Source organism: Streptococcus oralis SK610 (assembly GCF_000257455.1).
GTDB classification, from domain to species: Bacteria; Bacillota; Bacilli; order Lactobacillales; family Streptococcaceae; genus Streptococcus; species Streptococcus oralis_CB.
On record NZ_AJKQ01000008.1, the window covers coordinates 225,555 to 250,148 of the forward strand.

Genomic DNA, 24,594 nt, shown 5'->3' on the forward strand with positions numbered 1-24,594 from the left:
TAATTTCTATATAAAACGTTCGGTTTTGTAAATTGAAAGAATTTTTAGAAAATTTCTGTTTTTTTCTTTACACTCAAAAAAAATTCTGCTATAATGGCTCATGTAATAAAATATAACAACAAAAGGAGAACGATATGACATCTGCTAAAGACTATATCCAAAGCGTGTTTGCAACTGTGAAAGCTCGTAACGGGCATGAGGCTGAATTTCTCCAGGCGGTTGAAGAATTCTTCAGCACTTTGGAACCTGTATTTGAAAAACATCCTGAGTATATCGAAGAAAACATCTTGGCACGTATCACTGAGCCTGAGCGCGTGATTTCTTTCCGTGTTCCTTGGGTGGACCGTGAGGGAAAAGTCCAAGTCAACCGTGGTTACCGTGTTCAATTCAACTCAGCTGTTGGACCATATAAAGGCGGACTTCGTTTCCACCCAACTGTAAACCAAGGGATCTTGAAATTCCTCGGTTTCGAACAAATCTTTAAAAACGTCTTGACTGGACTTCCAATCGGGGGAGGTAAAGGTGGATCAGACTTCGATCCTAAAGGGAAGACTGATGCTGAAGTGATGCGCTTCTGCCAAAGCTTCATGACTGAATTGCAAAAATACATCGGACCATCTCTTGATGTACCTGCTGGTGATATCGGTGTTGGAGGACGTGAAATTGGTTACCTTTACGGACAATACAAACGTCTTAACCAATTTGATGCGGGTGTCTTGACTGGTAAACCTCTTGGATTTGGTGGTAGCTTGATTCGTCCAGAAGCAACTGGTTATGGTTTGGTTTACTACACTGAAGAAATGCTCAAAGCTAATGGTAACAGTTTTGCTGGTAAGAAAGTGGTTATTTCAGGTTCTGGTAACGTAGCTCAATATGCTCTTCAAAAAGCGACTGAACTTGGTGCAACTGTCATCTCTGTATCTGACTCAAACGGTTATGTCATCGACGAAAATGGTATCGACTTCGATCTTTTGGTTGATGTTAAAGAAAAACGCCGTGCTCGTTTGACTGAGTATGCAGCTGAGAAAGCAACTGCTACTTACCATGAAGGTTCTGTATGGACTTACGCTGGAAACTACGACATCGCTCTTCCATGTGCGACTCAAAACGAAATCAACGGCGAAGCTGCTAAACGTTTGGTTGCTCAAGGAGTTATCTGCGTATCAGAAGGTGCTAACATGCCGAGTGACCTTGATGCGATTAAAGTCTACAAAGAAAACGGAATCCTTTACGGACCTGCTAAAGCTGCCAACGCTGGTGGTGTAGCTGTTTCAGCGCTTGAAATGAGCCAAAACAGCCTTCGCCTTTCATGGACTCGTGAAGAAGTTGATGGACGCCTCAAAGACATCATGACAAACATCTTCAATACAGCTAAAACAACTGCTGAAACATACGGTCTTGGTACTGACTACCTTGCAGGAGCAAATATCGCTGCCTTCGAAAACGTAGCAAACGCTATGATTGCACAAGGTATTGTTTAATTAGTCGATATATCCTATCGGAGGACAAATGATGAACTTACGGCCAATGGAAGTAAGAGATAATCCAGCTGTAGCGCAGCTCATTCGAGCTAGTCTTGAAGAATTCGGGCTTGACAAACCTGGAACTGTCTACTTTGATTCTCATCTAGATCATTTGGCCGACTATTATCAACAGCAAGAGAGAGCAGCTTACTTTGTTCTGGAAGATGAAGGTCAGCTGGTTGGCTGTGGTGGCTTTGCACCTGTGTCTGATAAGATTGCTGAATTACAAAAACTGTATGTCACTAAAAACAGTCGTGGCAAAGGTTATTCCAGCAGGTTGATAACGCGGATATTCCATGAAGCCCGCCTAGTAGGTTATGAACAACTTTATCTAGAAACCTCTACTGAACTGGCTACGGCTGTGGCAATCTATCAGCACTATGGTTTTACAGCATTGCAACAACCACTTTCTAACGCCGCCGGCCACCCAACTATGAATATCTGGATGATAAAATCTCTCTTATCAGATGAATAGATATTAGTATACTCTGGCCGAGTTGAGAGCATTAGTACTAACACCCTCAACACAGCTAAAACAACTTTTAAAAATGTAGCCAATGCTATGATTGCACAAGGCGTGGTTTAAGAGTTAAAAAAGTTATCAAAAGCAACAGCTGTTTAGCTGTTGCTTTTCGTATTATAAAATTTAATTTAAGCAAATAAACTTACTAAATTTCTAGAAACAATCTTAATTTATTTGTTTAAAAATTAAGATTGTTTCATTACGAATGTCATCAAATCAAGAAACTATAAAAGTTTTACCACAATTTCCACAAGTTAATTTAGTTCCAATTACTCCATCTGTAGGTTTATGACAAGTAGGACAATAAACACGTTTTGCTGATAATTTATAAGATAACTCATCTCGCAATTCTTTTCCCTTAATTTCAATAACATCTTCACCTTGTTCTTCAAACTTAAGAACTGTTATCAAAGCTTTGTCATATTGTTTCATCCGTGGCTGTTTTAAGAATAAAAAAGAGGATAGAATCAAAAACAGGAAAAATAAAACAAACAAAATTGTTACTATTAAATGCCACATAAAGTAGAAATCATGAAGTGAACCTTCTTTTTTTCCTAATATCCATCTCATGTAGTTATCGATGTACTGATAAAATTTCAGTCCCGAAAGAATACATATGAAAGATACTATAGGATAAACAACCTTGGAAATGATTAAACGATAGCGTCTCATTTATATTTCCTTTCTAGATAACCATGCACCGCAATAATCACATGATTTACCTTGCCCTAGATCAAGCAGATTCTCACCGCTACATGATGGACAAATAACGGGATATGTATTTTTGTTAATCTGGTGCTTTTCAAATAAAGTGAATAAAGCTTGTATTTGATTTCGTTTCTTGACTTCTTCTTCTCTCTTTGACTTACGATAAGTCATTACCAATATTGAGATCACACTAAACAAATACCACGGAGCTAAAAGAAATAGAAATCGAATAGACCATTCCCTAGATTTTTCAAATTCAAGAAATGATGATAAAATGATTAAAACAAGCATTTGAAGTAAATTCTTCTGTTTTAATTTCTTTAAGGAAAAGGAATCTTTAATTGTTTCTCGAAATAAATATAAAATAATTAAAGCAACTAGTAAAAAGATAACATTCTGAAATGATAAAAATAAAAAACTGATAACAACGGGAATTCCAATAGATTTTGCCAAAATTATAAAATCAAGATTTTTCAATATAAAGATAGTTGGTCCATCATCTATAGAAAAGATAGCAAGTGATAAAACTACAAAACAGAGTATTACTATATTTGAAATTAACCAATGAAAGCCTTTTTTCCAATTATTCTTAATATACTGTTTCACCTATCTTCTCCTCTAGTTGCTATATATTCTCTATAAAGAGCCTTTCCATTATATATCTCATCCAAAGCTTTGACTTTAATTTTTATATTTTCTAAAACACCAAAACTATAAAATGCAAAGGAAGACAAAAAGAAACCTGATAAAGAAAAAATAATAGGAGTCACTATTGAGAAAATCGGCTTACCATGTTCAAGAAATAGAGTTACGGCCCATAGTGAAAGAAAAAATGTTGCACTTGTCAATCCCATAAAAAGTATACTTAATAAACGAAATACTTGGTACATCTACTATATCCTCTTGTCATAGAACTTGTCTAAGTAATCCCTTACTCTTTTAAAAAGATTTCCTAATATCTTTCAGGGAATTGGTGTATTTATTCATACATTTCCATACTTAGAATTACATAATTTGAAAGATCTAAAAACGAAATAAAAGATCTTAGTTTTAGATTTCTAAGAAAAAGGGAAACTCTGGCAATCCCAGATTTCCCAAATAAATTCAAAAGTAAATTTGAAAATACAAAAAACCAAAAGATAAAGATAATATCCAACCTAGAATGGTATAAAAAATTATTTTCTCCTAAGATTCGAACTATCTTTCATGACCACAATTAGAACAGAAGTTTGCTCCTTCCAAAAAAGCAGTCCCGCATTGGCTACAAAACTTAGCTAAGCCTATTTCTCCTTTGAGGTCAGATTTATGTTGATTAACATCTTTGTCCAATGAATTCCTATCTTCAATATGATTCATCAAGTTGCTAAATTTAGCACCAAAGCCAAGCCCCATTGCGATTTCCACACCTGCTCCCATTAGCTTTCCTGTAGAATCATTATTTTTAGCTGCCTCTTCTAAAATATCAAATTGTCTCTCTTCTTGATAAGTATACTCTTCAATATCTCGACTCGCCTGCTTGCTTTTGGCTTCCAAAATTTGCTTGTGGAATTTAAAGATTTCTCTATATCCATTGCTATTCTGATTTACCTTTAAGGCCTCAATGTTAAATTCTTCAATACTAATTCCATATTTGGCAAAATGGCTAGATAAAATTTCAGACAAACCAACAGCTATATCAAAACTGTGCATCTCAATGTCAATAATTGGAATCTTATAGTTATATATTACTTGTGAAATAGCTGAACTAATCAGTCCACTGGCAGTTTGTCTAAATCGATTTTGTAAAATAGTAGCTGTTATAAGATCAGGGTGACTTGGCATAAATTCTAGTATAAAAGCTTCCAAATCTACAATTCGAGGAATAAAATTTCCATGTATTTTCAACTCAACAGGAATATCACTTTCTGGATCTCGAACCATTATAGGTGAAGAAGTTCCCCACCCAATCGGTTGTAAATCATACGTGTTTACAAACCACAAAAATGATGAGTCAGATAAAATACCTCCACTTAGAAAGTTCTTTATTCCTGAAGCTGTCTGAATATCATTTCCTTCAATCTTATGTTTTCCAGCATCATAGGTAGCTACTGCTCTTCCATTTGAAAAGAACACAGCACTCTGACCAGGATTTACAATTACAGTTGCTCCTATCTTGATATTCGTTTTAGGATGTCTCCAAGCAAGTATATTCCTTGTTTCCTCACCTTCATAATGAATAACATCAAACAAATTTAATGCCATCTTTTCTCCTTTTCTTTATAAAAATGTTCAGACCAATCTTCTCTAACTATACTTCTATTATATAACCCATTTATTGAAAAGGCAACCCATACTTATAAATCATCATTTCTGGACAATACTTTATAAAAATATAAAAAACCGCTACTCCTAAGAATAGCGGTTTTATGTGTTTTTAAGCTACAAATGTAGTTGCTCTATTATTTAAGAGTAACTGAAGCTCCAGCTTCTTCCAATTTAGCTTTGATTTCTTCAGCTTCTGCAGTTGGAACGCCTTCTTTGATGACACCTGGTGCACCATCAACAAGTTCTTTAGCTTCTTTAAGTCCAAGACCTGTGATTTCACGTACAACTTTGATAACGCCAACTTTTTTGTCACCAGCAGCTGTCAACTCAACGTCAAATGAGTCTTTAGCAGCACCAGCGTCAGCAGCACCAGCTGCAGCAACAGCTACAGGAGCAGCTGCAGTTACACCAAATTCTTCTTCGATAGCTTTTACAAGGTCGTTCAATTCAAGGATTGAAGCTTCTTTAATTTCAGCAATAATGTTTTCAATGTTCAATGCCATTGTTATTTCCTCCAAATAAGTTTTTAATTTTATAATAGTTTATCCGTAGCTAGGCTACGCTGCGTAGCTTAAGATTAAGCTGCGTCTTCTTTGTTGTCTGCAACCGCTTTGACTGCAAGAGCAACGTTGCGCACTGGCGCTTGAAGTACAGAAAGGAGCATAGAAAGAAGTCCTTCGCGGTTTGGAAGAGTTGCAAGAGCAACGATTTCTTCTTTAGATGCGACAGCGCCTTCAATTGCACCACCTTTAATTTCAAGTGCTTCAGCGTTTTTAGCAAAATCGTTCAAGATTTTCGCTGGTGCGATAACATCTTCATTAGAAAATGCTACGGCAGATGGTCCAACAAATACTGATGCAAGATCTTCAAGACCAGCTTTTTCAGCTGCACGACGCAAGATTGAGTTTTTAATGACTTTATACTCAACTTCGCTTCCACGAAGCTCACGACGAAGAACTGTATCTTGCTCAACTGTCAAACCACGAGCGTCTACAACGACGATAGATGCAGCAGCTTTCATTTTTTCAGCCACTACGTCAACTAGTTCCGCTTTTTTAGCAATAATTGCTTCACTCATTAGTGTGTTCACCTCCGTAATTATTTTGCTTGGGGAATTTTTCCAAAAGAAAAACGCGCCCAAACCTAGACACGAAAGTACAATACGCTTCTTTTTACATGATACGTTTTGTCCTCGGTAGGATATTTATGAGTCGAGCTCCCCTACTGTCTTAGGCAGTTTTTTCAAACCGTATATAAGTATAGCATAGACAAAAAAAGAATGCAAGATTTTTGCAGACTTTTTTTGAAATATTTTTTAAATCTCTACTGTCAAAACTTGTCCTTGCTTGACAACCTGTTCTCCAGCGATATAGACATCGTCAACATCACTGGATTTGACTGCATAAACAAGGTGAGAGAGCATATTTTCCTGAGGTTGAAGATGGATTTTTCCCTTAGGTTGAATCACGAGAAAATCTGCTTGCTTGCCAACTTCCAGACTTCCTATCAGGTTTTCCATTCCAAGAACCTTAGCACCTTCTATCGTCAGAGCTTTGAGAGCTGTTTCGATAGGAAATTGGCTGGCATCTCCACTCTTCATTTTCTGAAGAAGGGCTGCGGTCCGTCCTTCCTCAAACATATCAAGATTGTTATTGGAAGCAACTGAATCAGTCGCAATTCCGACTGCTACTCCTGCTTTTTGCAGTTGGATGATGGGAGCGATTCCTGAGGCCAGTTTGAGGTTACTAATAGGATTATGGGCGATAGCCACATGAGAAGTCGCCAAACGTTCAATTTCTCTCTCGTTTAATTCGACCCCGTGAGCAAAGACAGAGGGATGGTCTAAGTAACCCAATTCTTCGAGAAAGGCGAGGGGGCGTTTGCCGTATCGTTTCAGGATAATTCCTGATTCCTCCTGGGTCTCCGCCACATGGATATGGATAGGAATGTCCAGCTCTTTTGCCATATCTAAGCTCGCTTCCAGTAAGTCTTTTTCACAGCTATAAGGAGAATGTGGAGCTACCATAACCTTGAAATTTGGATTTTCATATCCTAAGATTTCCTCGATGATAGCACGTGTTCTGCTTATGGTCTCAGCAGTTGTTTCTGCCTCTGAAGAAAAGAGGGTCGGTGAGAAATAACAACGCATCTTAGATGCCTTGACTGCCTGATAAATTCTCTCAATATCCACACCATTGGGATTATACATATCGTTGAAGGTTGTTGTCCCTGACTGGAGCATCTCTGTCAGAGCTTCTTTGACTGCCTTGGTAGTCATATCGGGAGTAAATCCTGCTTCTGCTGGCCAAATATAGTCATTGAGCCATTCGTGGAGGTTACTATCATCTCGGATTCCGCGTAAGCCTGTCATAGCAGAATGGGTATGGCAATTAACCAAACCAGGCATGATCCAGGCTCCCTGATAGTCTATAATCTGCTCAGCTTGCTCTAAAATATCTGGCTCCTCTTGGCTGACATAGACGATTTGAGAGTCCTTAACGGCTAAGACACCATCCAAATAAACATGGAAATCTTGGTCACAAGTCACGATATTTACATGCTGATAGACTTTCATTATTTTCTCCTTCTAAGACCATGATTTTTCTAGCTATTGTAACAAAAAAGTCACCCGAAGGCAACTTTTTTTGTCCATAAGATTTCAAAATAGAAAGGATTATTCAGAGCTAAAAGCTGAAGCTTTTTGCATTTGGTAATACTTGCCCTTTCTAGCCATGAGGTCCTGATGGTTACCATACTCAACAATATCTCCATCTACCAAGACAAGAATCAAATCCGCATCCTGAATAGTTGACAAACGGTGAGCAATGATAAAGCTTGTACGTCCCTCCATGAGTTTGGCAAAGGCATCCTGTACTAGCACTTCTGTCCGTGTATCGATGGAAGAAGTCGCCTCGTCTAAGATAAGAATCTTTGGAATAGCTAGAAAGACTCGGGCGATGGTCAAGAGCTGGGCTTGTCCGACAGAGAGGGATTCTCCTGCATTTTCCAACTTGCTATCGTATCCCTGTGGCAACTGTTGGATGAAAAAGTCTGCATTGGCTGCCTTTGCAGCAGCAATCACCTGCTCCCTACTGGCATCAGGATTTCCAAAGGCAATATTGTCATGAATGGTCACTTGCTTGAGCCAAGTTTCTTGGAGCACCATGCCAAACTGCTGTCTCAATGATGCTCGGGTATAATCGTAAATAGAACGACCGTCTAACAAGATATCTCCCGAGTTAATAGGATAAAAACGCATGAGGAGATTGATGAGAGTTGACTTACCAGCACCTGTTGGACCAACGATGGCTACCTTGCTACCAGCTGGGATATCGATAGACAAATCCTTAATCAAGATCCTTTCAGGATGGTAGCCAAAAGAAACATGCTTAAAGGAAATGGCTCCCTTAACTTGGTCACTGGTCAAGACTTCCTTACCTGTTTCAGCAACCTCAGGACTTTCTAAGACAGCATAGACACGCTCTGCGCAAGCGAGAGCACTTTGCAACTCGGCTAAAACAGAAGAAATATCATTAAAGGGCTTGGTGTACTGTTGGACGTAATTCAAAAAAGTCACTAAACGCCCGATGGTCAAGGTGGATCCCATCATGATACGATAGGCTCCCACTCCAGCAAGAAGAGCATAGATGAGTGCATTAACAAAGCGAGTCGAAGGATTGACCGTTGATGAATAAAAGATAGCTGACTGAGAATAACCTGCGTAGTTGCCATTCGCCTCGTGCAGTCTTTGGATAAACTCTGTCTGAGCATTGAAGGACTGGATAATAGTCTGCTGGCTAAGCGATTCTTCAATCAACTGAGTCTGAATCCCCCTGGTCTCTGTTTGCTTCTGAAAGAGATGATAGGAACGTTTGGCAATAAAACGTGAAATCACCATAGACAGGGGCGTCAACAGTAAGACCAAGAGGGTCATGAGGAGGTGAATTTGGTGCATGGCTAGAATACTAACCAAAATCATCAAGACTCCAATGAAAAATTGGTTAAAAATCATGGTCAAGCCGGCTGCCAGCTGTTCTATGTCTGTGGTCACACGACTAACCATCTCTCCACTGCCCTGCCGATCTACAAAAGCAATCGGTAAACGATGGAGCTTATGAATGATTCGCTCTCGCAAGTCTCTGGTATAAGAGAAGATTAGACGATTATAAAGAAGAGGATTGGCCCATTGTACCAGTGTATTTCCTATGACTACCAAGATCATCTGGATGAAAATCTGCCAAAAAACTGGTGAAGAACCAGCCACTAGAACTTGGTCAATGACCTGCCCAATCAAAATAGGTAGGTAAATTGATAAACTAACTTGAGCAATCGTTCCTAGAAAGGCAAGGAAAAGGAGGAAGGGATGGCTTGCTAAATCTACGGCTAAACGTTTGAGCGTCTGGTTTGCGGTTTGTCGTCTCATGCTAGTCCTCCTTTCCATGTTGGGATGCATTGATTTCCCGATAGACTTGGCTAGTCTTCATCAAGTCATCATGCTTGCCAACAGCTAGTAACTCACCTTTTTCCAAAAGGAGAATCTGGTCAGCCATCTGTAAAGTTGATGTTCGTTGAGAAATCAAGATTAAGCTCGTGTTTGGCAAATTTTCTCGAATAGCTTTCAAGAGATTGGATTCGGTAATGGTGTCGAGGGCCGAAGTCGCATCATCTAGGATGAGAAATGGTGCTTGTCGCAAGACTGCTCGTGCGATAGACAGCCTTTGTTTTTGTCCACCTGAGAAATTTCGTCCTCCTGCCTCAACTAGGGCATCCAAAAGTCCTTCCTTTTCACTGACAAAATCCTTAACTTGCGCAATCTCCAAGGCCTGCCATAGTTGCTGGTCAGACACTTCTCGATTGAAACCCAAAGTCAAGTTGGAACGAATAGTTCCCTTAAAGAGTTCGACCTTTTGGGGCACATAGGCAATCCAAGACCGCCACTGCTCAAGATCAAGAGGACTACGTCCATTGCGATAAAGGTCAATGCTCCCCTTATCTGCTGGATAAAGACCAAGTAAGACTTGCACCAAACTTGATTTACCTGAACCAGTTCCCCCGATGATACCAAGGATTTGCCCTTGCTTCATATCAAAGGAAATGTTTCTCAAAGAAGGCTGGGCGGCATCAGGATAGGTAAAGGTTAATTCTTTGACTTGCAAAACCCGATCACTGGTAGCTTGCTTTTCTTCTAATTCTGAATGGATATCCTCTGGAGCCTCGTCAAAGACTTCCTCGATTCGCTTGGCTGAGATGTAGGACTGATTGAGAGAATTGATCAGCATGGCGAGCTTAACCAATTCCACCAAAATCTGCAAGAGATAGTTGATAAGGGCAATGAGGGCACCTTGACTGAGTAAACCTCCTTGAATTGAAATATATCCCTGCCAGATGATGACGAGAAGAGTTCCATTAACAATCAGATAGGTCAGAGGTGTTAATAAACTAGACCAGAAGCCTGTTTTTTCTTGCAATCTAGCATAAACTTGGTTAAGGGTTTGAAAAATCTGTAACTCTCGTTTTTCCTGACCAAAAGCACGAATAACTCGCATGCCTTGTAATTGCTGGCGCGTTTCCTGAACCAGCTGATCCGTTTTCTTTCTGAGACTACTGTAGAGAGGATTGACCAGCCGAGAGAGCCCGACAATGACAATCGTCAAAATAACAACCATAACCAAGAACCAGAAAGTCAGCTCAGCTGAGATGCGATAGGCCATAAAGATAGCCCCAAAAACGATAATAGGCGCTCTCAAAAAGAGGCGCAGGAATTGATTGATACCAGTCTGTATCTGGTAGGTATCCGAAGTCAAGCGGGTCACCAAGCTAGAAGTTGTCAAACGGTCTCTACTGTCCTTAGGTAAAGAAAGAATATGACGATAAAGGTCATCTGTCAATTCCTTGGCAAACCCAACCGCTGCCTTGGCTGAGTAAAACTGGGCTATTAAGGCCACTAAAACGCCAATCACTGCAAAGATAAGGAGCAGGCCAATCTGCATCCAGAGGTGTCCTTGATCTCTCTGGGGCAAGGACTGGTCAACAATCCCAGCAATCACCATGGGAACCAAGAGTTCAAAAACAGCTTCTAGCAGCTTGAACAGAGGTGCTAGAATCGACTCTTTGATATAGGGTTTGAAGTAAGATAGTAAGTGTTTCATAGATCCCTTCTATTCTTATTCTGGAAATGAAGAAAGTGGGAAGCCCCACCCTCTCAGTTTTATTTGTTTAAGTAAGGTAATAGATAGCCATATCCTGCTTTTTCCATCTCATCCTTGGCTACAAAGCGCAAGGATGCAGAATTGATACAGTAACGGAGGCCACCTAACTCCTGAGGTCCATCTGTGAAAACATGACCCAAGTGAGCATTGCCTGACCGAGAACGAACCTCGATTCGCTCCATTCCATGACTCAGGTCTTTGTAATAGTGAATCAATTCCTTAGAAATCGGACGACTAAAACTTGGCCAACCACAACCTGAGGCAAACTTATCCTTAGCAAAAAAGAGTGGCTCCCCTGTCGTGATGTCTACATAAATCCCCTCTTCAAAAGTTTGGTCATAAGCATTACTAAATGGAGCCTCTGTAGCAGCTTCTTGCGTAACACGATAAGACTCTTCAGTTAAGCTTTCCTTTAACACCTCTTGACTAGGCTTTTCATAGTTTGAGGCATCAATCAATGGCTTCTCAGCATCGGTCACATCGATATGACAATAACCTGAAGGATTTTTCTTGAGATAGTCTTGATGGTAGTCTTCTGCTAATATGTAGTGGCGAAGTTTCTCCACCTCTACTGCAATCTTTCGACCCAGCATGCGCTCCTGCTCCTGCACCACTGTGTAGATAGCTGGCAAGTCTGCTTCATCCTGATAATAGATTCCCGTTCGATATTGGCGACCACAGTCATTCCCCTGCTGGTTAATAGACACTGGATCAATAACACGGAAATAATAAAGCAAAATCTCTCTGAGTGACACAGCTTTCTCATCATAAATTACTTGAACCGTTTCTGCATGGTCTGTTTCCTTGAGCAGCTGGTAATTGGTCGTTTCGACTTGCCCATTAGCGTAGCCGACACTGGTAGCTAGCACTCCCGAAATTCGGGAAAAATACTCCTCTAGGCCCCAAAAACAACCACCTGCTAGATAAATTTCTGCCATCTTTATTTCTCCTTTATCAAGTTTTTAACCAATACTCTTCGAAAATCTCTTCAAACCACGTCAGCGTCATCTTACCGTAGGTATGGTTAGTGACTTCGTCAGTTTCATCTACAACCTCAAAACCATGTTTTGAGCAACCTGCGGCTAGCTTCCTAGTTTGCTCTTTGATTTTCATTGAGTATAAACTTCTTTTCAAAAAAAGGATAGGAAGTCCTCTGGTCAAGAGTTTCCCCATCCTATCTTCTATTTCTTTACTTTGTTTTGACACGGACACCTTGGGTGTCAACTTTCAAATCATGAAGTTTGCCTTTGAAAGACTGCTTTTGCAATTCTGCCTTAATCGCCGGCATCTTGTCGTGAGAAGCCAAGACCATCACTGTCGGTCCAGCACCGGAGAGGTAGGTTGCATAGGCACCATTCTCTTTGGCTACTTGCTTAATCGTCGCAAATTCTCTCACTAGGTCCTGACGATAGCGTTCATGGAAGAGGTCCCCCTCGATTGCTTGCCCAGCTGTCACCATGTCTCCTGCCAACAAGGCTGCAACGGCCACATTGGCGATAGAACTGGCCGCAACAGCTTCCTTGTAGGACAATTTCTTAGGAAGGACACCACGGCTGTCTCGGGTACGCAATTCATAGTTGGGAATATAAGCTAGAAAATCACACTCTGGAAAGTCAGCCACAATCGCTGAAACATTTCCTTCAACAGAACTTGCAATAACGAGATTGCCGTAAATTGCTGGAGCTACATTGTCAGGATGTCCTTCAATCTTGGTAGCCAACTGCAATTTGTCGTGGTTAGATAAGTTGAGATTGCCCAGTTGGTTAGCCAGTTCAATTCCAGCAACGATAACAGAGCTAGAAGAACCCAAACCACGCGCCAAGGGAACATCGCTGGTCATTTTCAAACGTCTCGGTTGCAAGTCAGGCGCAATTTGCAAGGCAATCTTGAGCAAGAGATTACGCTCGTCATGTGGAATCCATTTGCCAATCTGGTGTTCAATCAACCACTCATCTCGTTCTTCACAGACCTCAATTTGAAGATACTTGGTTACAGCTACACCAACCGAATCAAAACCTGGCCCAATATTGGCACTGGTTGCAGGTACAATAATCTTCATCCTATTCTCCTAACACCTTGAAGGTATTCAAGAGGTCAAATTCTGAAGCTTTGGCCAACTCAGCTGAAACATTCTCAAGTTGTGCTTTATTAATCTTATGAGTGATAATCACTACACGCGCCTTGTCACCCTCTTTGCCATCTTGGAGAATTTGCTTGAAGGAAATATCTTGAGCATTAAAGATTTCAGCAAGTTTCAAGACCTGACCTTTTGAATCTGGTGCCAAGATTGAGAAATAGTAGTTTGCTTTAACATCTTCTGGATTTGCCAAAATCAAGTCACGACTATATTCGTTGAAATCTTTACCGATGGTACCATCATTCAAGCGACGAACGATACGAACAATATCAGCTACAACACTTGTTGCAGTTGGCTTTTGACCAGCACCTGGTCCGTAGTACATGGATTCTCCGATACCGATAGATTCTACAAAGACAGCGTTCATTACACCATTGACACTAGCAAGTGGGTGAGTTTTCGGTAGGAAAGTTGGTGTCACTTCTGCAGCAATACCTGAAGGAGTTTCCTCGATAGAACCAACTAATTTCACTACATAGCCGAGGTTTTGGGCAACAGCTACGTCTTCTGGTGTAATATTGCGGATTCCCTTGTGGGCTACATCGTCAAAGGCAACCTTCATCCCAAAGGCAAATTGGCTCAAAATCACCATCTTGTAGGCTGCATCAATCCCATCCACGTCATTTGTAGGATCACTTTCTGCAAAACCTAATCTTTGTGCTTCAGCCAAAGCATCATCATAAGACCAGCCTTCTTCCACCATCTTGGTCATCATAAAGTTAGAAGTTCCGTTAACTACACCAAGGACACGAGTGATTTTGTCAGAAGCCAACGAATTTGTCAAGGTACGAAGGATTGGGATTCCACCAGCAACTGCCGCTTCGTAGTAGAGTGCCACATTGTGCTCTTTAGCGATTTCTAACAATTCTGCACCATGGACAGCCAAAAGGTCCTTGTTAGCAGTAACAACGTGTTTCCCAGCTTCTAAGGCACGAGTGATAAAGGTCTTAGCAGGTTCGATACGTCCCATCAATTCCACTACAATGGTAACATCTTTGTCTGCTATAATATCATCTACATTGGTTACAAAGTTAAAGTCATTCCCTGCTGCAAGCAAGCGGTTCTTTTCATCTTCATCCTTGACCAATACCTTGGCTACTTCAATCTCTGAATGAGCTGACTGAACGATTTTTTCTCCATTTTCCTTTAGGAGGAATGGTACGCCACTTGCAACGGTACCAAATCCAAGTAAAGCAATTTTAACTGTCATGTTTGTCTCCTAGAAATTTTCTGATATAGCCATTATAACAGAATTTTGTGAAAATTCCTATCCAAGAAAACCACTATTTATAGATGGAAAAGAAAAAACGAATCATCTGATTCGCCTTTTCTGATAAATAAAAATTGATTTCTAAAAACTATGAATTAATTTTTTGAAGACCGAAGACTGCGTCGTGATTGATCAAGATGTGACCATACTCTTGTAAAACAGAACGACTGATGTCACTATCATCTGCAAATTCACGCATACGAGCCAAGAGCCAAGCTGGATATGGACTAGGATGGTTTTCCACATCAACTAAGATTGTCAAATAGTAGTGTCCATTCATCTTATAGAGTTCAGATGTTTCCATCTGGTAGTTAACCGTCTTTGCAAAAGCAACTAGGTCTGCAAGATTTGCGAAACGCAAGATATAGTAGATATAAGGTTCCTTCTTGCTCTCAGTCTCCTTGTCAGCCTGATCCAGCTCCTCTTCTTTAGCTTCGACCTGCTCTAGAGATTGGATGGCCTCAATATCATCCTTGGTCTTATCTGCAATGCTCTTTTCCAAGGTTTTGAGAAATTCATCTGGCGACATTTGGGCTAATTCTTCCATGTCAGGTAGGTCCGCCAAATCTTCAAAATCCAGATTCTGGTCAATTTTGGACTTGGTCACAAAGACGTCGACCTTATCAGGTTTTGGCGTCACACGGAAACTCAGCATGCCACTATCTAAGAAATTGTCTGGCATCTCTAACTCATCTAAAATAGCATAGAAAAACTCTTCTGTTTTTTCCTGAGGAACGAGAAAGTCTGCAATCTCCATTCCCCGATCCATCAAATCATCTAAAGTCATCGTGATTTTCAGTGTTGTATCACTAATTTGTTTCATCTTCATATCTAGTAACCTCATACTTTCAGTCTATCTATTATACTAGATTTTTACGATTTTATCAAAAGAATGAAGCGAGAATGTGATATAATACTAGATATGATTTTAGATTTAAGAAAGAAAGATCAATGAAAAATATAAAAGTAAATGCCTTGGCCAGCTTGCTGGTCAATATTCTCAATATCGTTTTTCCACTGATAACCAATCCTTATCTTACGCGGATTCTCAGCAAATCCAATTACGGTTATTTCAATACGGCCAATACCTGGGCTAGCTTCGTTATTCCACTAGCTGCATTTGGGATATACAACTACGGAATTCGAGCTATCAGTAAGGTCAAGGATGACAAGAATAAAATCAACTACGTCTTTTCTAAGTTGTTTTATATCTCGGTTTTCACCTCTCTCCTGACGACAGGTATCTACTTCCTCATTATCTTCTTTGACACCAGCATTGAGAATTTGAAAGTCCTCTACTACATTCTAGGGGCCCAAGCACTCTTCCAATTTCTCAATATCGAATGGATGAACGAGGCTTATGAAAACTATGCCTTCATCCTCTATAAGACATTGATCATCCGGATTGCCATGCTGGTCGCTATCTTCACCTTTGTTAAAACGGCAGACGATATCGTTCCTTATGCTATCGTTATGACAGCAACCACTATCTTCAACTACCTGCTCAGTTTTCTTTGGATCAAGAGAGAAGTTTCCTTTGTTAAGATCGGTCTTGTTGAATTAGTCAAAGCATCTAAACCGCTCTTGACCATGCTACTCTTAGCGAACGCTAACATGCTCTATACCTTGCTTGATAGAATGTTTATCACCAAGGGACCAGATGAAAACTACATTTCTTACTACACCATTGCTTCCAGCATTGTCATGCTGATAGCCAGTGTCTTGAGTGGAGCTATCAACGTCAGTATTCCGCGCCTCGGCTACTATCTCGGTAAGAAAGACTACGAGTCTTATAATAATCTTCTGAATCAAGGAGCTGCCCTCTTTTACTTCCTCATCATTCCAACCAGTATTGGGATTATGGTATTAGGAAACTACGCAGCAGTTATCTACTCTTCTGAAAAATACCTCGAAGCGGGTATCGTGACTAGTGTCTTCGCCTTCCGTACCATCATCTGGGCCATTGAGTTGATCCTTGGTAAACAAATTATCTTTATCAATGACCACGAAAATCGTTTGACTGCCTTTTACTTCCTTGGCGGTGGCGCCAATATACTATTAAATAGCATCTTGTATTTCAATAATATTTTTGCACCTGAGTACTATATCGCTACAACTATTCTTGCAGAGACTATCGTCGTTCTCCTGGAAATACGCTTTATCCAGAAACACCAACTGATTGATTTGAAAGAAATCTTTGCTACTCTGACACGTTACACTATTGTATCCCTTGGATTCATACCGATTTATTTTGCGTTTAAATTCCTTTTCCAAATCAACTCTTATACAGTCAACTTCAACATGATTCTCATGGTTCTCTCGACTGTTGCGGCTTGTGGTATCTATTATCTCTTGACACTCTTTATCACCAAAGATAAAACACTCCACTATGCACTGAACCTTGTACTTGCTAAATTAAAACGAAATTAAAAAAATCCCCTACTGATAAATTAGTTGCCAGTAGGGGATTTCTTCTTTATTCGTTTTCTTTCTTTTCCGAAGCGTTGGCTTCTAGATTTGAATCTTGTTTAGGTTGTTCAACAATAGAGGAATTAGCTTCTTGTTTCTGTTCTGGCTTGACTGCCTCGCTATTTACAGCAGCAACAGCCTGTTTCCAGATACCTTCTTCGTTTACTTTGTAACCATCAGGTGTTGTTGCGTTCTTCAACAAAGAACCATCAGCTTGGAAATAGTACCAATTACCATCAAGCTGTTTCCAACCTGTTTGCATAGCTCCGTTCGGACCAAAATAGTAGGTCTGAGCATTCACCGTATGAAGACCGACCAACATGGTTCCACTTTCTTTTTCAAGATGATACCACTTGCCTTGATCTTTGATCCAGCCAGTCTTCATGGCGCCACTTGCTTGGAAGTATCGATACTGACCATCAATCCACTTCCAACCTGTCTGCATAGCACCCGAAGTGCTAAAGTAGTACTGTTCACCATTTACTGCACGGAGACCGACCAACATGGTTCCTTCCTTAGCATCTAGATAATACCAAGTGTCCCCATCTTTAAGCCATCCTGTTTGCAGAGCTCCTGAAGTGGCATAATAATGCCAACTATCATTTACCCATTGCCAACCAACTTGCATGATTCCTGAAGACTTGAAGAAATAGTTCTTTCCATTAATTTCTTGCGATCCGACTGCCATGATGCCAGTTTCTGGATCCAGATAATACCATGATTCGCCCGATTTTAACCAGCCTGTCTTCATGGCACCAGAGCTAGTATAATACTGCCAACCCTTATCCTGCCATTGCCAACCTGTTTGCATGGCACCACTTGCCTTGAAATAGTAACGAGAGCCATTGATTTCTTGATTTCCAGTTAGCATATTGCCGTCTTTATCAAGGTAGAACCAAATGTCTTTATCCTTGACCCAGCCAGTTTGCATGGCGCCTGAATTCGCAAAGTAGTTCCATTTGCCATCTACCAAGGCCCAGCCAGTTTGCATGATACCTTCTTTGTCAAAGTAGTAAGTTGTGCCCTTGATGTCTTTCTTACCAACTGTCAAAATGCTGTCTTCATCATAATAGTACCAATTTGAGGCAATCTTTTGCCAAGATGATGCTTTGCCCTCCGACTGCAGGGCACCACTACTAGCAAAGACCATCTTCTTACCATTATAGACCTGAAGGCCAGTCAGCATCTTTCCATCTTTGTCAAATAGATATTTTTGCCCTTCAATTTCAACTAACTGACTATAGCTCCTTGCTCCACTTGAAGCAATATAATACCAAGTACCATCTTGTTTAAACCAGCCAGTATCTTGCATTTGTCCATTGTTGTTTAAATAATACCAGTTACCATCAGGTTTTTCACGAGAATCGTTCAAATGAAGCCATCTACCTGCCTGCATTTGTCCTTGCCCATTAAAGAAATAGTAAATACCTTCTATTTTTCGCCAACCGATTGCCATCTGATCATCAGACAAGCGATATTTCCAGTAACCATCTTCTTTATACCATCTTTCACTAACAGTAGGAATATTAGGTAGAGAATCAGACACATTTGTAAAACCATTTCTGCTAATTGTAAAGACAGTTGCATCCTTGGTCTGGCTAGAAGCATGAACTACCTCAATACCATGTTTCTTAAGATAGTCTCTAGTTGTAGCAAGATTGGCTTCTGCTGCGGATGTGTGAACCACCATACTTGGAGATAGGGAGTCTAAGAAAGGAATCGTATTTGAAATGTGGGCATCATAATGATGGTTCCATTTCATCATATCCACTTTACCAATTTCAGGACCTAACTTATCCTCTGCCCCCTCAGCATTATCCAAGTCACCACCGAGATAAATCTTTTTCCCCGCTACAGTAACCACTGCTACAATTGAATTGGAATTATCATCATAAACTCTCTTAAGTTTGCCATCACTGTCATATTCGTTTTTATAGTTATAAAGCTGAATATCCATGTCACCTAAAGTGAAGTGACTTTCCTTCTCGGTAATGTCTTGCACAAGAGTTACACCACGCTCTAGAGCCGTCTTGACAGCATTGTCATAATTAAAAAGATTGTCCCACAATCGCCATTTTGATGTGATGCGCTCATCTGAGTATCTCTTTAGATAAAACCTGTCTACAGGATAACGTTTTAGAACTTCATCCGCCGATCCAATATGGTCACTATGGACATGGGTTCCTAGAATAAAATCTAACTTTTGTACCCCAAGGTGTTTCATGTGACGAAAGAGACGATCTTCTAATACATAATCATTCTGTCTGCTAATTCCTACACGACTGGGATAGCGAGGATCTTCCCCATCTGGAAAATCATAGTCTTCACCCATATCAATCAAGGCATAGTGACCATTACTTTCTAGAATAATGGCATCACTTCCTGATACTCCTTTGGTATTGATAAAATGGATTCTGTTGCTTGAAGTATCTGCCTGAGCTGCTGGTGTAAATAGTCCAGAGACAAGCAACAAGACTAGGGAAATAAATACAAGGGTTTCTTTTATCTGTTTCTTTTTCATATAAACCACTTCTTTCTTTGATAGCGGAAGCTAGGATGAGAATTCATCCTAGTAGCAACTTTTCTAGCCTCTTTCCGTCACTATAAGACAAAAAGAGGAAAAGAGAAGTCTGATTGTCACACTAGAGTAGGGACTAGAGTTAACAAGGAAGAACTTCACCATCCCCTCTTTTCTTGTATTTCCAAGTTTACTTTTTCAAAAGTACTTTAGCCAAATTAGGATCTTTTTGTTTGTAAATCGGATTTTCTTTCCAGTTGTAATGAGTGTTAGGGATTTCAAAATCCTCCCCATACAAGTGACTGATGTATTCTCTTGTATTTTCTGGAACTTTTACTAGAATCTCTTTAAAACTACATTCAGTAAGTGCTGCAAACGGCAATTCATAGTGGTAGACTTCATATCTTGTAGGATTTCCCAAGGCGTTTGTCATATAGAAAATAGTGTCTGAGGAAATGCTTCCCTCTTTTTTATCATAGACAATAAAATCAACATTGAGGCCCTTGTAACTATAGGATAATTCTACAAGTTTATCATTGTAATAGAACTCTTTTGTTCTGACAAAGCCCTTCTCAAAAAGAACTTTCTCATCCTTTAAAAAGGCTTCGTAGTCTGGGATAATAATCCCAAAGTCCATATCTAAATCATGCGGAATCAGATCATTTTCTCTGTAGAAACCAAGTAAAGTTCCAAAATCTAACCAGATATCATAGAATTTCAGATTAGATTGGTAGATGGCCTTTAGAATATCTTCAAAGTTTTCTTTGAGCAAATTGCTTCTCTTTGAATCCAAGTCGATATTGGCTTTTTGATTTAAATTTTTGATAATAGGTAGGTTTTTAACCAGGTCTTTCTTATCTCCTAAGAGACTGGCTAAACTTCTTTTTAACCATTGTAACACGTTCTATTCCTCCTTTATATAAGCGAGGAAGTCATCATGCTTCACTCGTTTTTCTAGAGGAGGAATTTCCATAAAGTCATCTCCGTAGATGGCAGAAAGGATTGGCTGATAGGCCTCAGGAATTTTGTAAACTCTATCTTCAAATGGACTATCAATCGTCGTATCCAAGAAGGACTTGTCAAACTTCGTAGAAACTCTTTTGTTCTCCATAAGGTAGTCAATGAAGTCTCCATCTTTTTCTTGCATAGATAGGATATTCATCTTTTGGTTCCAAGTTTTGACACGAGTCAGACGGAATACAAGGACAAGTAGATATCTGATGATATTCTTGAGTTTCGCATTCTTATTATGGATGCCATAAAGGGTATAGACTGATAAACGACGGTAAGTATCCAGTTTTACCATGTCCTTGTTAACATCAGCATAATAGTCAAATGGGAAAACGTCCACACAAATTCCTAAATCAATATCATTGTCGATATAGTTGTTATCATAGACAGTTCGCGCATCATAGACTCGATAAAATGGGTAAGGGTAGCGAGCGTCATTTTCCCAGGAAACAACTTTGTAGACAGGATCATTATCTTGCAAAATAGCTTGATACAATTTGTCGTATTCATCGCGTTTCAAAGAGATATCAATATCGTCATCCCAAGGAATGTAACCCTTGTGTCTCACTGCTCCCAGCAAGGTTCCATAAGCCAGTGAATAGTTGATATTTTCTTTTTGACAGAGATTGTGGATATAATCCATGACACCTAGTTCAACTTCTTTAATCTCCGCTTCATCTAGTTTTCTATAGCCGTCTCTTTTTTTATAGAGAACAGAGAAATAGTAACCTGAAATCACAAACAAGATACAACCCTGTAGAGAAATTCCATAGAAGGTTGAACTCAAGAACAAGTTAGAAATGAGAATAACTACAGTCATCAAGAGAATGGTAATCAATTCATGATTGCGGCGACCTTCTTGAAGGTCTTTTTTATATTTCTTGAGACTTGAAATGATGAAGGCAAGCATAAAGATGGCCATAGGGATAAAACCTGTCAGACCATCATAGAATAACAACTCAAGGTAGCCGTTGTGAGTAAGATAATGTTGTTTGATGATATAAGCTGAAGCATCATATTCTTTACCTAACTCATACCAATTTCCACCTGAATAACCAAATAAGGGACGTCTAGGGATAAAGGAAGCTGTTGACTGCCAAATGGCAAAACGGTTATTGGAGATATTCTCTTCACTTGTGTCAGTTCTCTCAAGAGAAAGATTATTGTCTCCATTTTGTCCATTTTCTTGGTTCTTTTGGATTTGAGTTGAGTGAGCTTTCAAGTATATATCGCTACTATATTTGATACCATTATAACAGACAAATACCAGGCCTACAGTTACTAGAACAGTAAGAAGTGACTTGATTTTTTTAGTCCAGTTAGCCGTCATCAAAGCGTATAACAGAGCAACGATAACCAAACAGATATAGGTTGTTCTGGAACCAGACAGTACAATATAAGCAAAATTTAGCAGAATTGATGAGATAGCCAGAGTTTTAAGGACGGTATTGTAAAGCGACAAGCGCATCCACAAATAAATAATCACCATCAAGGAAATAATAGAGAGATAGTTGGGACTGGCTAGGATCCCAAATAGACGAGATTCTACAAATCCTTGACGGATCAATAAGCCCTTGTAATCAAATACGCGGTAGCCCTGCAACATGAAGAATTGCCAAATTGATACAAGCACACCTATAGTATTTGCAACAGTGATAACTGAGAAGAAGACATCAAAGAGGGCACGTGCTTTTTTCACAGTGAAAGACTGAAAGACAGGATAGAGTGCAAAGAAATAGATGAAAAAGACGACTAAGTTCTTTATGTTTGTTGAAAATCCATACTTGACAACTAAGACCGCGGTCAGGATATTCATTATAAAAAAGAGAATCAAATACTCAATTTTTCTGACAGTCAGATAGGCTTTTTTGATAAAGAAATTATAAAGTCCCAACAAAACGCCCATGAGGGTCATGCCAAGAGTGACAAATTTATTGGCCGAGATTGGCTGAAGTGGAACAATCAAGCCTGCCATACAGTAAAAAGATATAACTGATAAAAATAGCAAATTGATTTTAAAATAGTTTTTTTCAATAAATGAAATCATTTTTTCTCCTAACGCTTAGTTTGTATAAGCAAGATTTTCGTATACAATTTTCGACTCAAGCACAAAGCTAAGAAACTCACTTTTCTTGCTCTTGTAAAACGACTATCTGAAAGAATGTACTTTGTGTTTTTCCTTAGATAGGCAATCAAACGGTCTTCTAAGACCTTATCCTTAAAATCTGCATCAATCAGGAGCCTATCCAATACATAGAAGTAAGCCCAGTTTAAACGCATGGTTGCAACATCTGCTAGTTCAGGATAATTCTCTCTGATAATATTTGCGTTTTGCTCATAAGCCTCAATAACGTTTAAAAATTTCAAGGAGAATTTTTGAGTCGTGATACTATTTTCACGGTGAACATAGTAGTATTTTTTTTTATTTGTTGCAACAACCTTGCGACATTGATGAATCAAGGCAATCATAATAAAGGCATCTTCTGCTATTTTGCCAATTTCAAATCGTAGTTGTTCAAAGAGTTCTTTTTTATAAAGTTTGTTGACAGCTGTGACCGAGAGAATTTTAGCTTCCATGACCATTTTAATGGCCTCTTGGGGAGTTAATTCCCAAGTCTGAATCGCTGCAACTTGCTTTTCTGGAATTTGGTGGTAGACATCATAATGTCCACACATAGAAAGATCAGCATTGGATTCAAGCATTTGACGGTAAAGAGTCTCATACATATCTTCGTCAATGTAATCATCACTATCGATAAAACCGATCAAATCAGAACTTGCCTCTTCAATCCCTCTATTTCGAGCATCAGACAAGCCACCGTTTTCCTTGTGAATGACACGAATCCGTTGATCTCTTTGAGCTAATTGATCACACAGTTCTCCACTATTATCCGTCGAACCATCATTGACAAGAAGAATTTCCAAGTTGGTATAGGTTTGTTTCAAAATGGATTCTACACACTTCTCCAGATAGGCTTCTACATTGTAGACCGGAACGATAACGCTTATTTTTTCTCCCATCATGCTCCATATTCTCCCTTGTACTCTGTGTAGCTCTTGTCCATGTCTGCTATAATGGCATCATGATGCGGTACTTGCTTGTCCGCTGGCGGCGGTGTCATATAATCCCCAAAAGCAGTGCTGAGATAGGCGTCATAGCCGACTGGGATGGGCATCTCGGTTCCTTCAAATGGCAAGAAAAGATTTTCTTCAAAGGATGCGATTGGGTACTTGTTTCTCATGTAACCAGGACCTGAGCATAATTCCGTAATGCCATCGCTCTCAACCAGACTATACTTGGTCATTTCTTTTTCAGCTTTTTTCCAAATGCGATAACGTAGAGATTTTGGAGTCAGACCGAGTAAGGTGCGACTTCCCCATTTCATGATGGCACCATGCTTTTCTGGGATAGTTTGGGCGCAAAAGAGTGAATAAATCAAGGCCCAACGAACCTGTTTCTTACGCTCAGCTGGATTTTTCGGATAATAATCTAAAGGCAAAACATCCAAAGCCAAACCGTGTGGCAAGTCCAAATCCTTTTGATAAGGCTTGATACAAGTTGTTTCCTTGTCTCGAATGGTAATAAAAAGGTTACGGTCTACAAAATCTTTGTTACTCTTTGACAAGAAATAACGCTCATCTGCATAACGAGGCCATAGTTCAACTAATTTTTCATAGTCCTTGCGAGGCATGAAAAAGTCTAGGTCATCATCCCAAGGAATAAAGCCCTTGTTGCGAAGGGCACCAATAGCTCCTCCACCACAGAGATAGCACAACAAATCATGTTCTTTACAAAATGCGACGAAATATTCAGCCATTTCCAGACTACGAGCCTGAATCGCTTTCAAATCACTCATGTCTCTCCTCTTCTGTACAATAACGAGTTATATCGTTTTATTATACCATAAAAAAGCCCTAAAAA

General features: G+C 39.7%; 22 protein-coding genes and 1 other annotated feature. Of the genes, 3 read left to right on the plus strand and 19 right to left on the minus strand.

The genetic code is table 11. The annotated features are described in order from the left end of the window. Window positions 1–134: 134 nt before the first annotated feature. Both gdhA and HMPREF1115_RS05845 read left to right on the plus strand, forming a co-directional pair. Window positions 135–1,481 (plus strand): NADP-specific glutamate dehydrogenase, encoded by a 1,347-nt coding sequence (gdhA, locus tag HMPREF1115_RS05840; RefSeq protein WP_000199520.1) that lies wholly within the window; start codon window positions 135–137, stop codon window positions 1,479–1,481. A 31-nt stretch (window positions 1,482–1,512) separates the two neighbouring features. Then, the gene (locus HMPREF1115_RS05845) at window positions 1,513–1,998 is read left to right on the plus strand and encodes a GNAT family N-acetyltransferase (RefSeq protein WP_001053562.1); all 486 of its coding nucleotides are present in this window, start codon (window positions 1,513–1,515) and stop codon (window positions 1,996–1,998) included. A 264-nt stretch (window positions 1,999–2,262) separates the two neighbouring features. Here HMPREF1115_RS05845 and HMPREF1115_RS05850 read toward each other — a convergent pair whose 3' ends face one another. From HMPREF1115_RS05850 to mecA, 14 genes are all read right to left on the minus strand, one after another. Continuing rightward, on the minus strand, window positions 2,263–2,718 hold the full coding sequence (locus tag HMPREF1115_RS05850) for a hypothetical protein (protein ID WP_001255490.1): 456 nt from the start codon (window positions 2,716–2,718) through the stop codon (window positions 2,263–2,265). After that, window positions 2,719–3,360 carry a hypothetical protein gene (locus tag HMPREF1115_RS0102120; protein WP_000816172.1) on the minus strand — a complete coding sequence of 214 codons (642 nt, stop codon included), beginning with the start codon at window positions 3,358–3,360 and terminating at the stop codon, window positions 2,719–2,721. Further along, on the minus strand, window positions 3,357–3,644 hold the full coding sequence (locus tag HMPREF1115_RS05855) for a hypothetical protein (protein ID WP_000285175.1): 288 nt from the start codon (window positions 3,642–3,644) through the stop codon (window positions 3,357–3,359). Before HMPREF1115_RS05855 ends, HMPREF1115_RS0102120 begins: the two co-directional genes overlap by 4 nt. Before the next feature lie 307 nt (window positions 3,645–3,951). Then, a complete protein-coding gene (locus HMPREF1115_RS05860; protein ID WP_001207143.1) occupies window positions 3,952–4,995 on the minus strand; it encodes an SPFH domain-containing protein in 1,044 nt (347 codons plus the stop codon). A gap of 197 nt (window positions 4,996–5,192) precedes the next feature. Beyond that, on the minus strand, window positions 5,193–5,561 hold the full coding sequence (gene rplL, locus HMPREF1115_RS05865; protein WP_001196964.1) for a 50S ribosomal protein L7/L12: 369 nt from the start codon (window positions 5,559–5,561) through the stop codon (window positions 5,193–5,195). A 74-nt stretch (window positions 5,562–5,635) separates the two neighbouring features. After that, window positions 5,636–6,136, minus strand: coding sequence for a 50S ribosomal protein L10 (rplJ, locus tag HMPREF1115_RS05870; RefSeq protein ID WP_001287274.1), 501 nt, complete (start codon window positions 6,134–6,136; stop codon window positions 5,636–5,638). A 38-nt stretch (window positions 6,137–6,174) separates the two neighbouring features. Beyond that, window positions 6,175–6,310 (minus strand) — a sequence feature (ribosomal protein L10 leader region). Window positions 6,311–6,373: 63 nt separating this feature from the next. After that, window positions 6,374–7,633 carry a TRZ/ATZ family protein gene (locus HMPREF1115_RS05875; protein WP_000870437.1) on the minus strand — a complete coding sequence of 420 codons (1,260 nt, stop codon included), beginning with the start codon at window positions 7,631–7,633 and terminating at the stop codon, window positions 6,374–6,376. Window positions 7,634–7,732: 99 nt separating this feature from the next. After that, on the minus strand, window positions 7,733–9,481 hold the full coding sequence (locus HMPREF1115_RS05880) for an ABC transporter ATP-binding protein (protein WP_001254289.1): 1,749 nt from the start codon (window positions 9,479–9,481) through the stop codon (window positions 7,733–7,735). Window position 9,482: 1 nt separating this feature from the next. Then, entirely contained in the window at window positions 9,483–11,207 is a 1,725-nt protein-coding gene (locus HMPREF1115_RS05885; RefSeq protein WP_000681720.1) for an ABC transporter ATP-binding protein, read from the minus strand. A gap of 59 nt (window positions 11,208–11,266) precedes the next feature. Beyond that, window positions 11,267–12,205: a peptide-methionine (R)-S-oxide reductase MsrB gene (gene msrB, locus HMPREF1115_RS05890; protein ID WP_000818188.1), complete on the minus strand. Its 939-nt coding sequence runs from the start codon at window positions 12,203–12,205 to the stop codon at window positions 11,267–11,269. 16 nt (window positions 12,206–12,221) lie between these two features. Next, window positions 12,222–12,380 carry a hypothetical protein gene (locus HMPREF1115_RS12255; protein ID WP_025170984.1) on the minus strand — a complete coding sequence of 53 codons (159 nt, stop codon included), beginning with the start codon at window positions 12,378–12,380 and terminating at the stop codon, window positions 12,222–12,224. 76 nt (window positions 12,381–12,456) lie between these two features. Further along, window positions 12,457–13,326 carry a homoserine kinase gene (thrB, locus tag HMPREF1115_RS05895; protein WP_000692418.1) on the minus strand — a complete coding sequence of 290 codons (870 nt, stop codon included), beginning with the start codon at window positions 13,324–13,326 and terminating at the stop codon, window positions 12,457–12,459. Between the two features lies 1 nt (window position 13,327). Further along, complete coding sequence (locus tag HMPREF1115_RS05900; RefSeq protein WP_000216359.1) at window positions 13,328–14,614, minus strand: homoserine dehydrogenase; 1,287 nt, start codon at window positions 14,612–14,614, stop codon at window positions 13,328–13,330. 148 nt (window positions 14,615–14,762) lie between these two features. Continuing rightward, the gene (gene mecA, locus HMPREF1115_RS05905; RefSeq protein WP_000782698.1) at window positions 14,763–15,503 is read right to left on the minus strand and encodes an adaptor protein MecA; all 741 of its coding nucleotides are present in this window, start codon (window positions 15,501–15,503) and stop codon (window positions 14,763–14,765) included. Between the two features lie 122 nt (window positions 15,504–15,625). Here mecA and HMPREF1115_RS05910 point away from each other — a divergent pair, with 122 nt between their 5' ends. Then, complete coding sequence (locus HMPREF1115_RS05910; protein WP_000789704.1) at window positions 15,626–17,104, plus strand: oligosaccharide flippase family protein; 1,479 nt, start codon at window positions 15,626–15,628, stop codon at window positions 17,102–17,104. Between the two features lie 46 nt (window positions 17,105–17,150). Here the strand turns inward: HMPREF1115_RS05910 and HMPREF1115_RS05915 are convergent, their stop codons facing one another. The 5 genes from HMPREF1115_RS05915 to HMPREF1115_RS05935 all read right to left on the minus strand — a co-directional run bounded on the left by HMPREF1115_RS05915 (window position 17,151) and on the right by HMPREF1115_RS05935 (window position 24,529). Beyond that, window positions 17,151–19,664, minus strand: coding sequence for an MBL fold metallo-hydrolase (locus HMPREF1115_RS05915; RefSeq protein WP_000730137.1), 2,514 nt, complete (start codon window positions 19,662–19,664; stop codon window positions 17,151–17,153). A gap of 187 nt (window positions 19,665–19,851) precedes the next feature. Next, window positions 19,852–20,562 carry a LicD family protein gene (locus HMPREF1115_RS05920; RefSeq protein WP_000942444.1) on the minus strand — a complete coding sequence of 237 codons (711 nt, stop codon included), beginning with the start codon at window positions 20,560–20,562 and terminating at the stop codon, window positions 19,852–19,854. A 3-nt stretch (window positions 20,563–20,565) separates the two neighbouring features. After that, the gene (locus tag HMPREF1115_RS05925) at window positions 20,566–22,719 is read right to left on the minus strand and encodes a LicD family protein (protein ID WP_000622807.1); all 2,154 of its coding nucleotides are present in this window, start codon (window positions 22,717–22,719) and stop codon (window positions 20,566–20,568) included. Between the two features lie 8 nt (window positions 22,720–22,727). Beyond that, on the minus strand, window positions 22,728–23,696 hold the full coding sequence (locus tag HMPREF1115_RS05930) for a glycosyltransferase family 2 protein (RefSeq protein ID WP_000971788.1): 969 nt from the start codon (window positions 23,694–23,696) through the stop codon (window positions 22,728–22,730). Continuing rightward, on the minus strand, window positions 23,693–24,529 hold the full coding sequence (locus tag HMPREF1115_RS05935; RefSeq protein ID WP_001281449.1) for a LicD family protein: 837 nt from the start codon (window positions 24,527–24,529) through the stop codon (window positions 23,693–23,695). Before HMPREF1115_RS05935 ends, HMPREF1115_RS05930 begins: the two co-directional genes overlap by 4 nt. Window positions 24,530–24,594 lie beyond the last annotated feature (65 nt).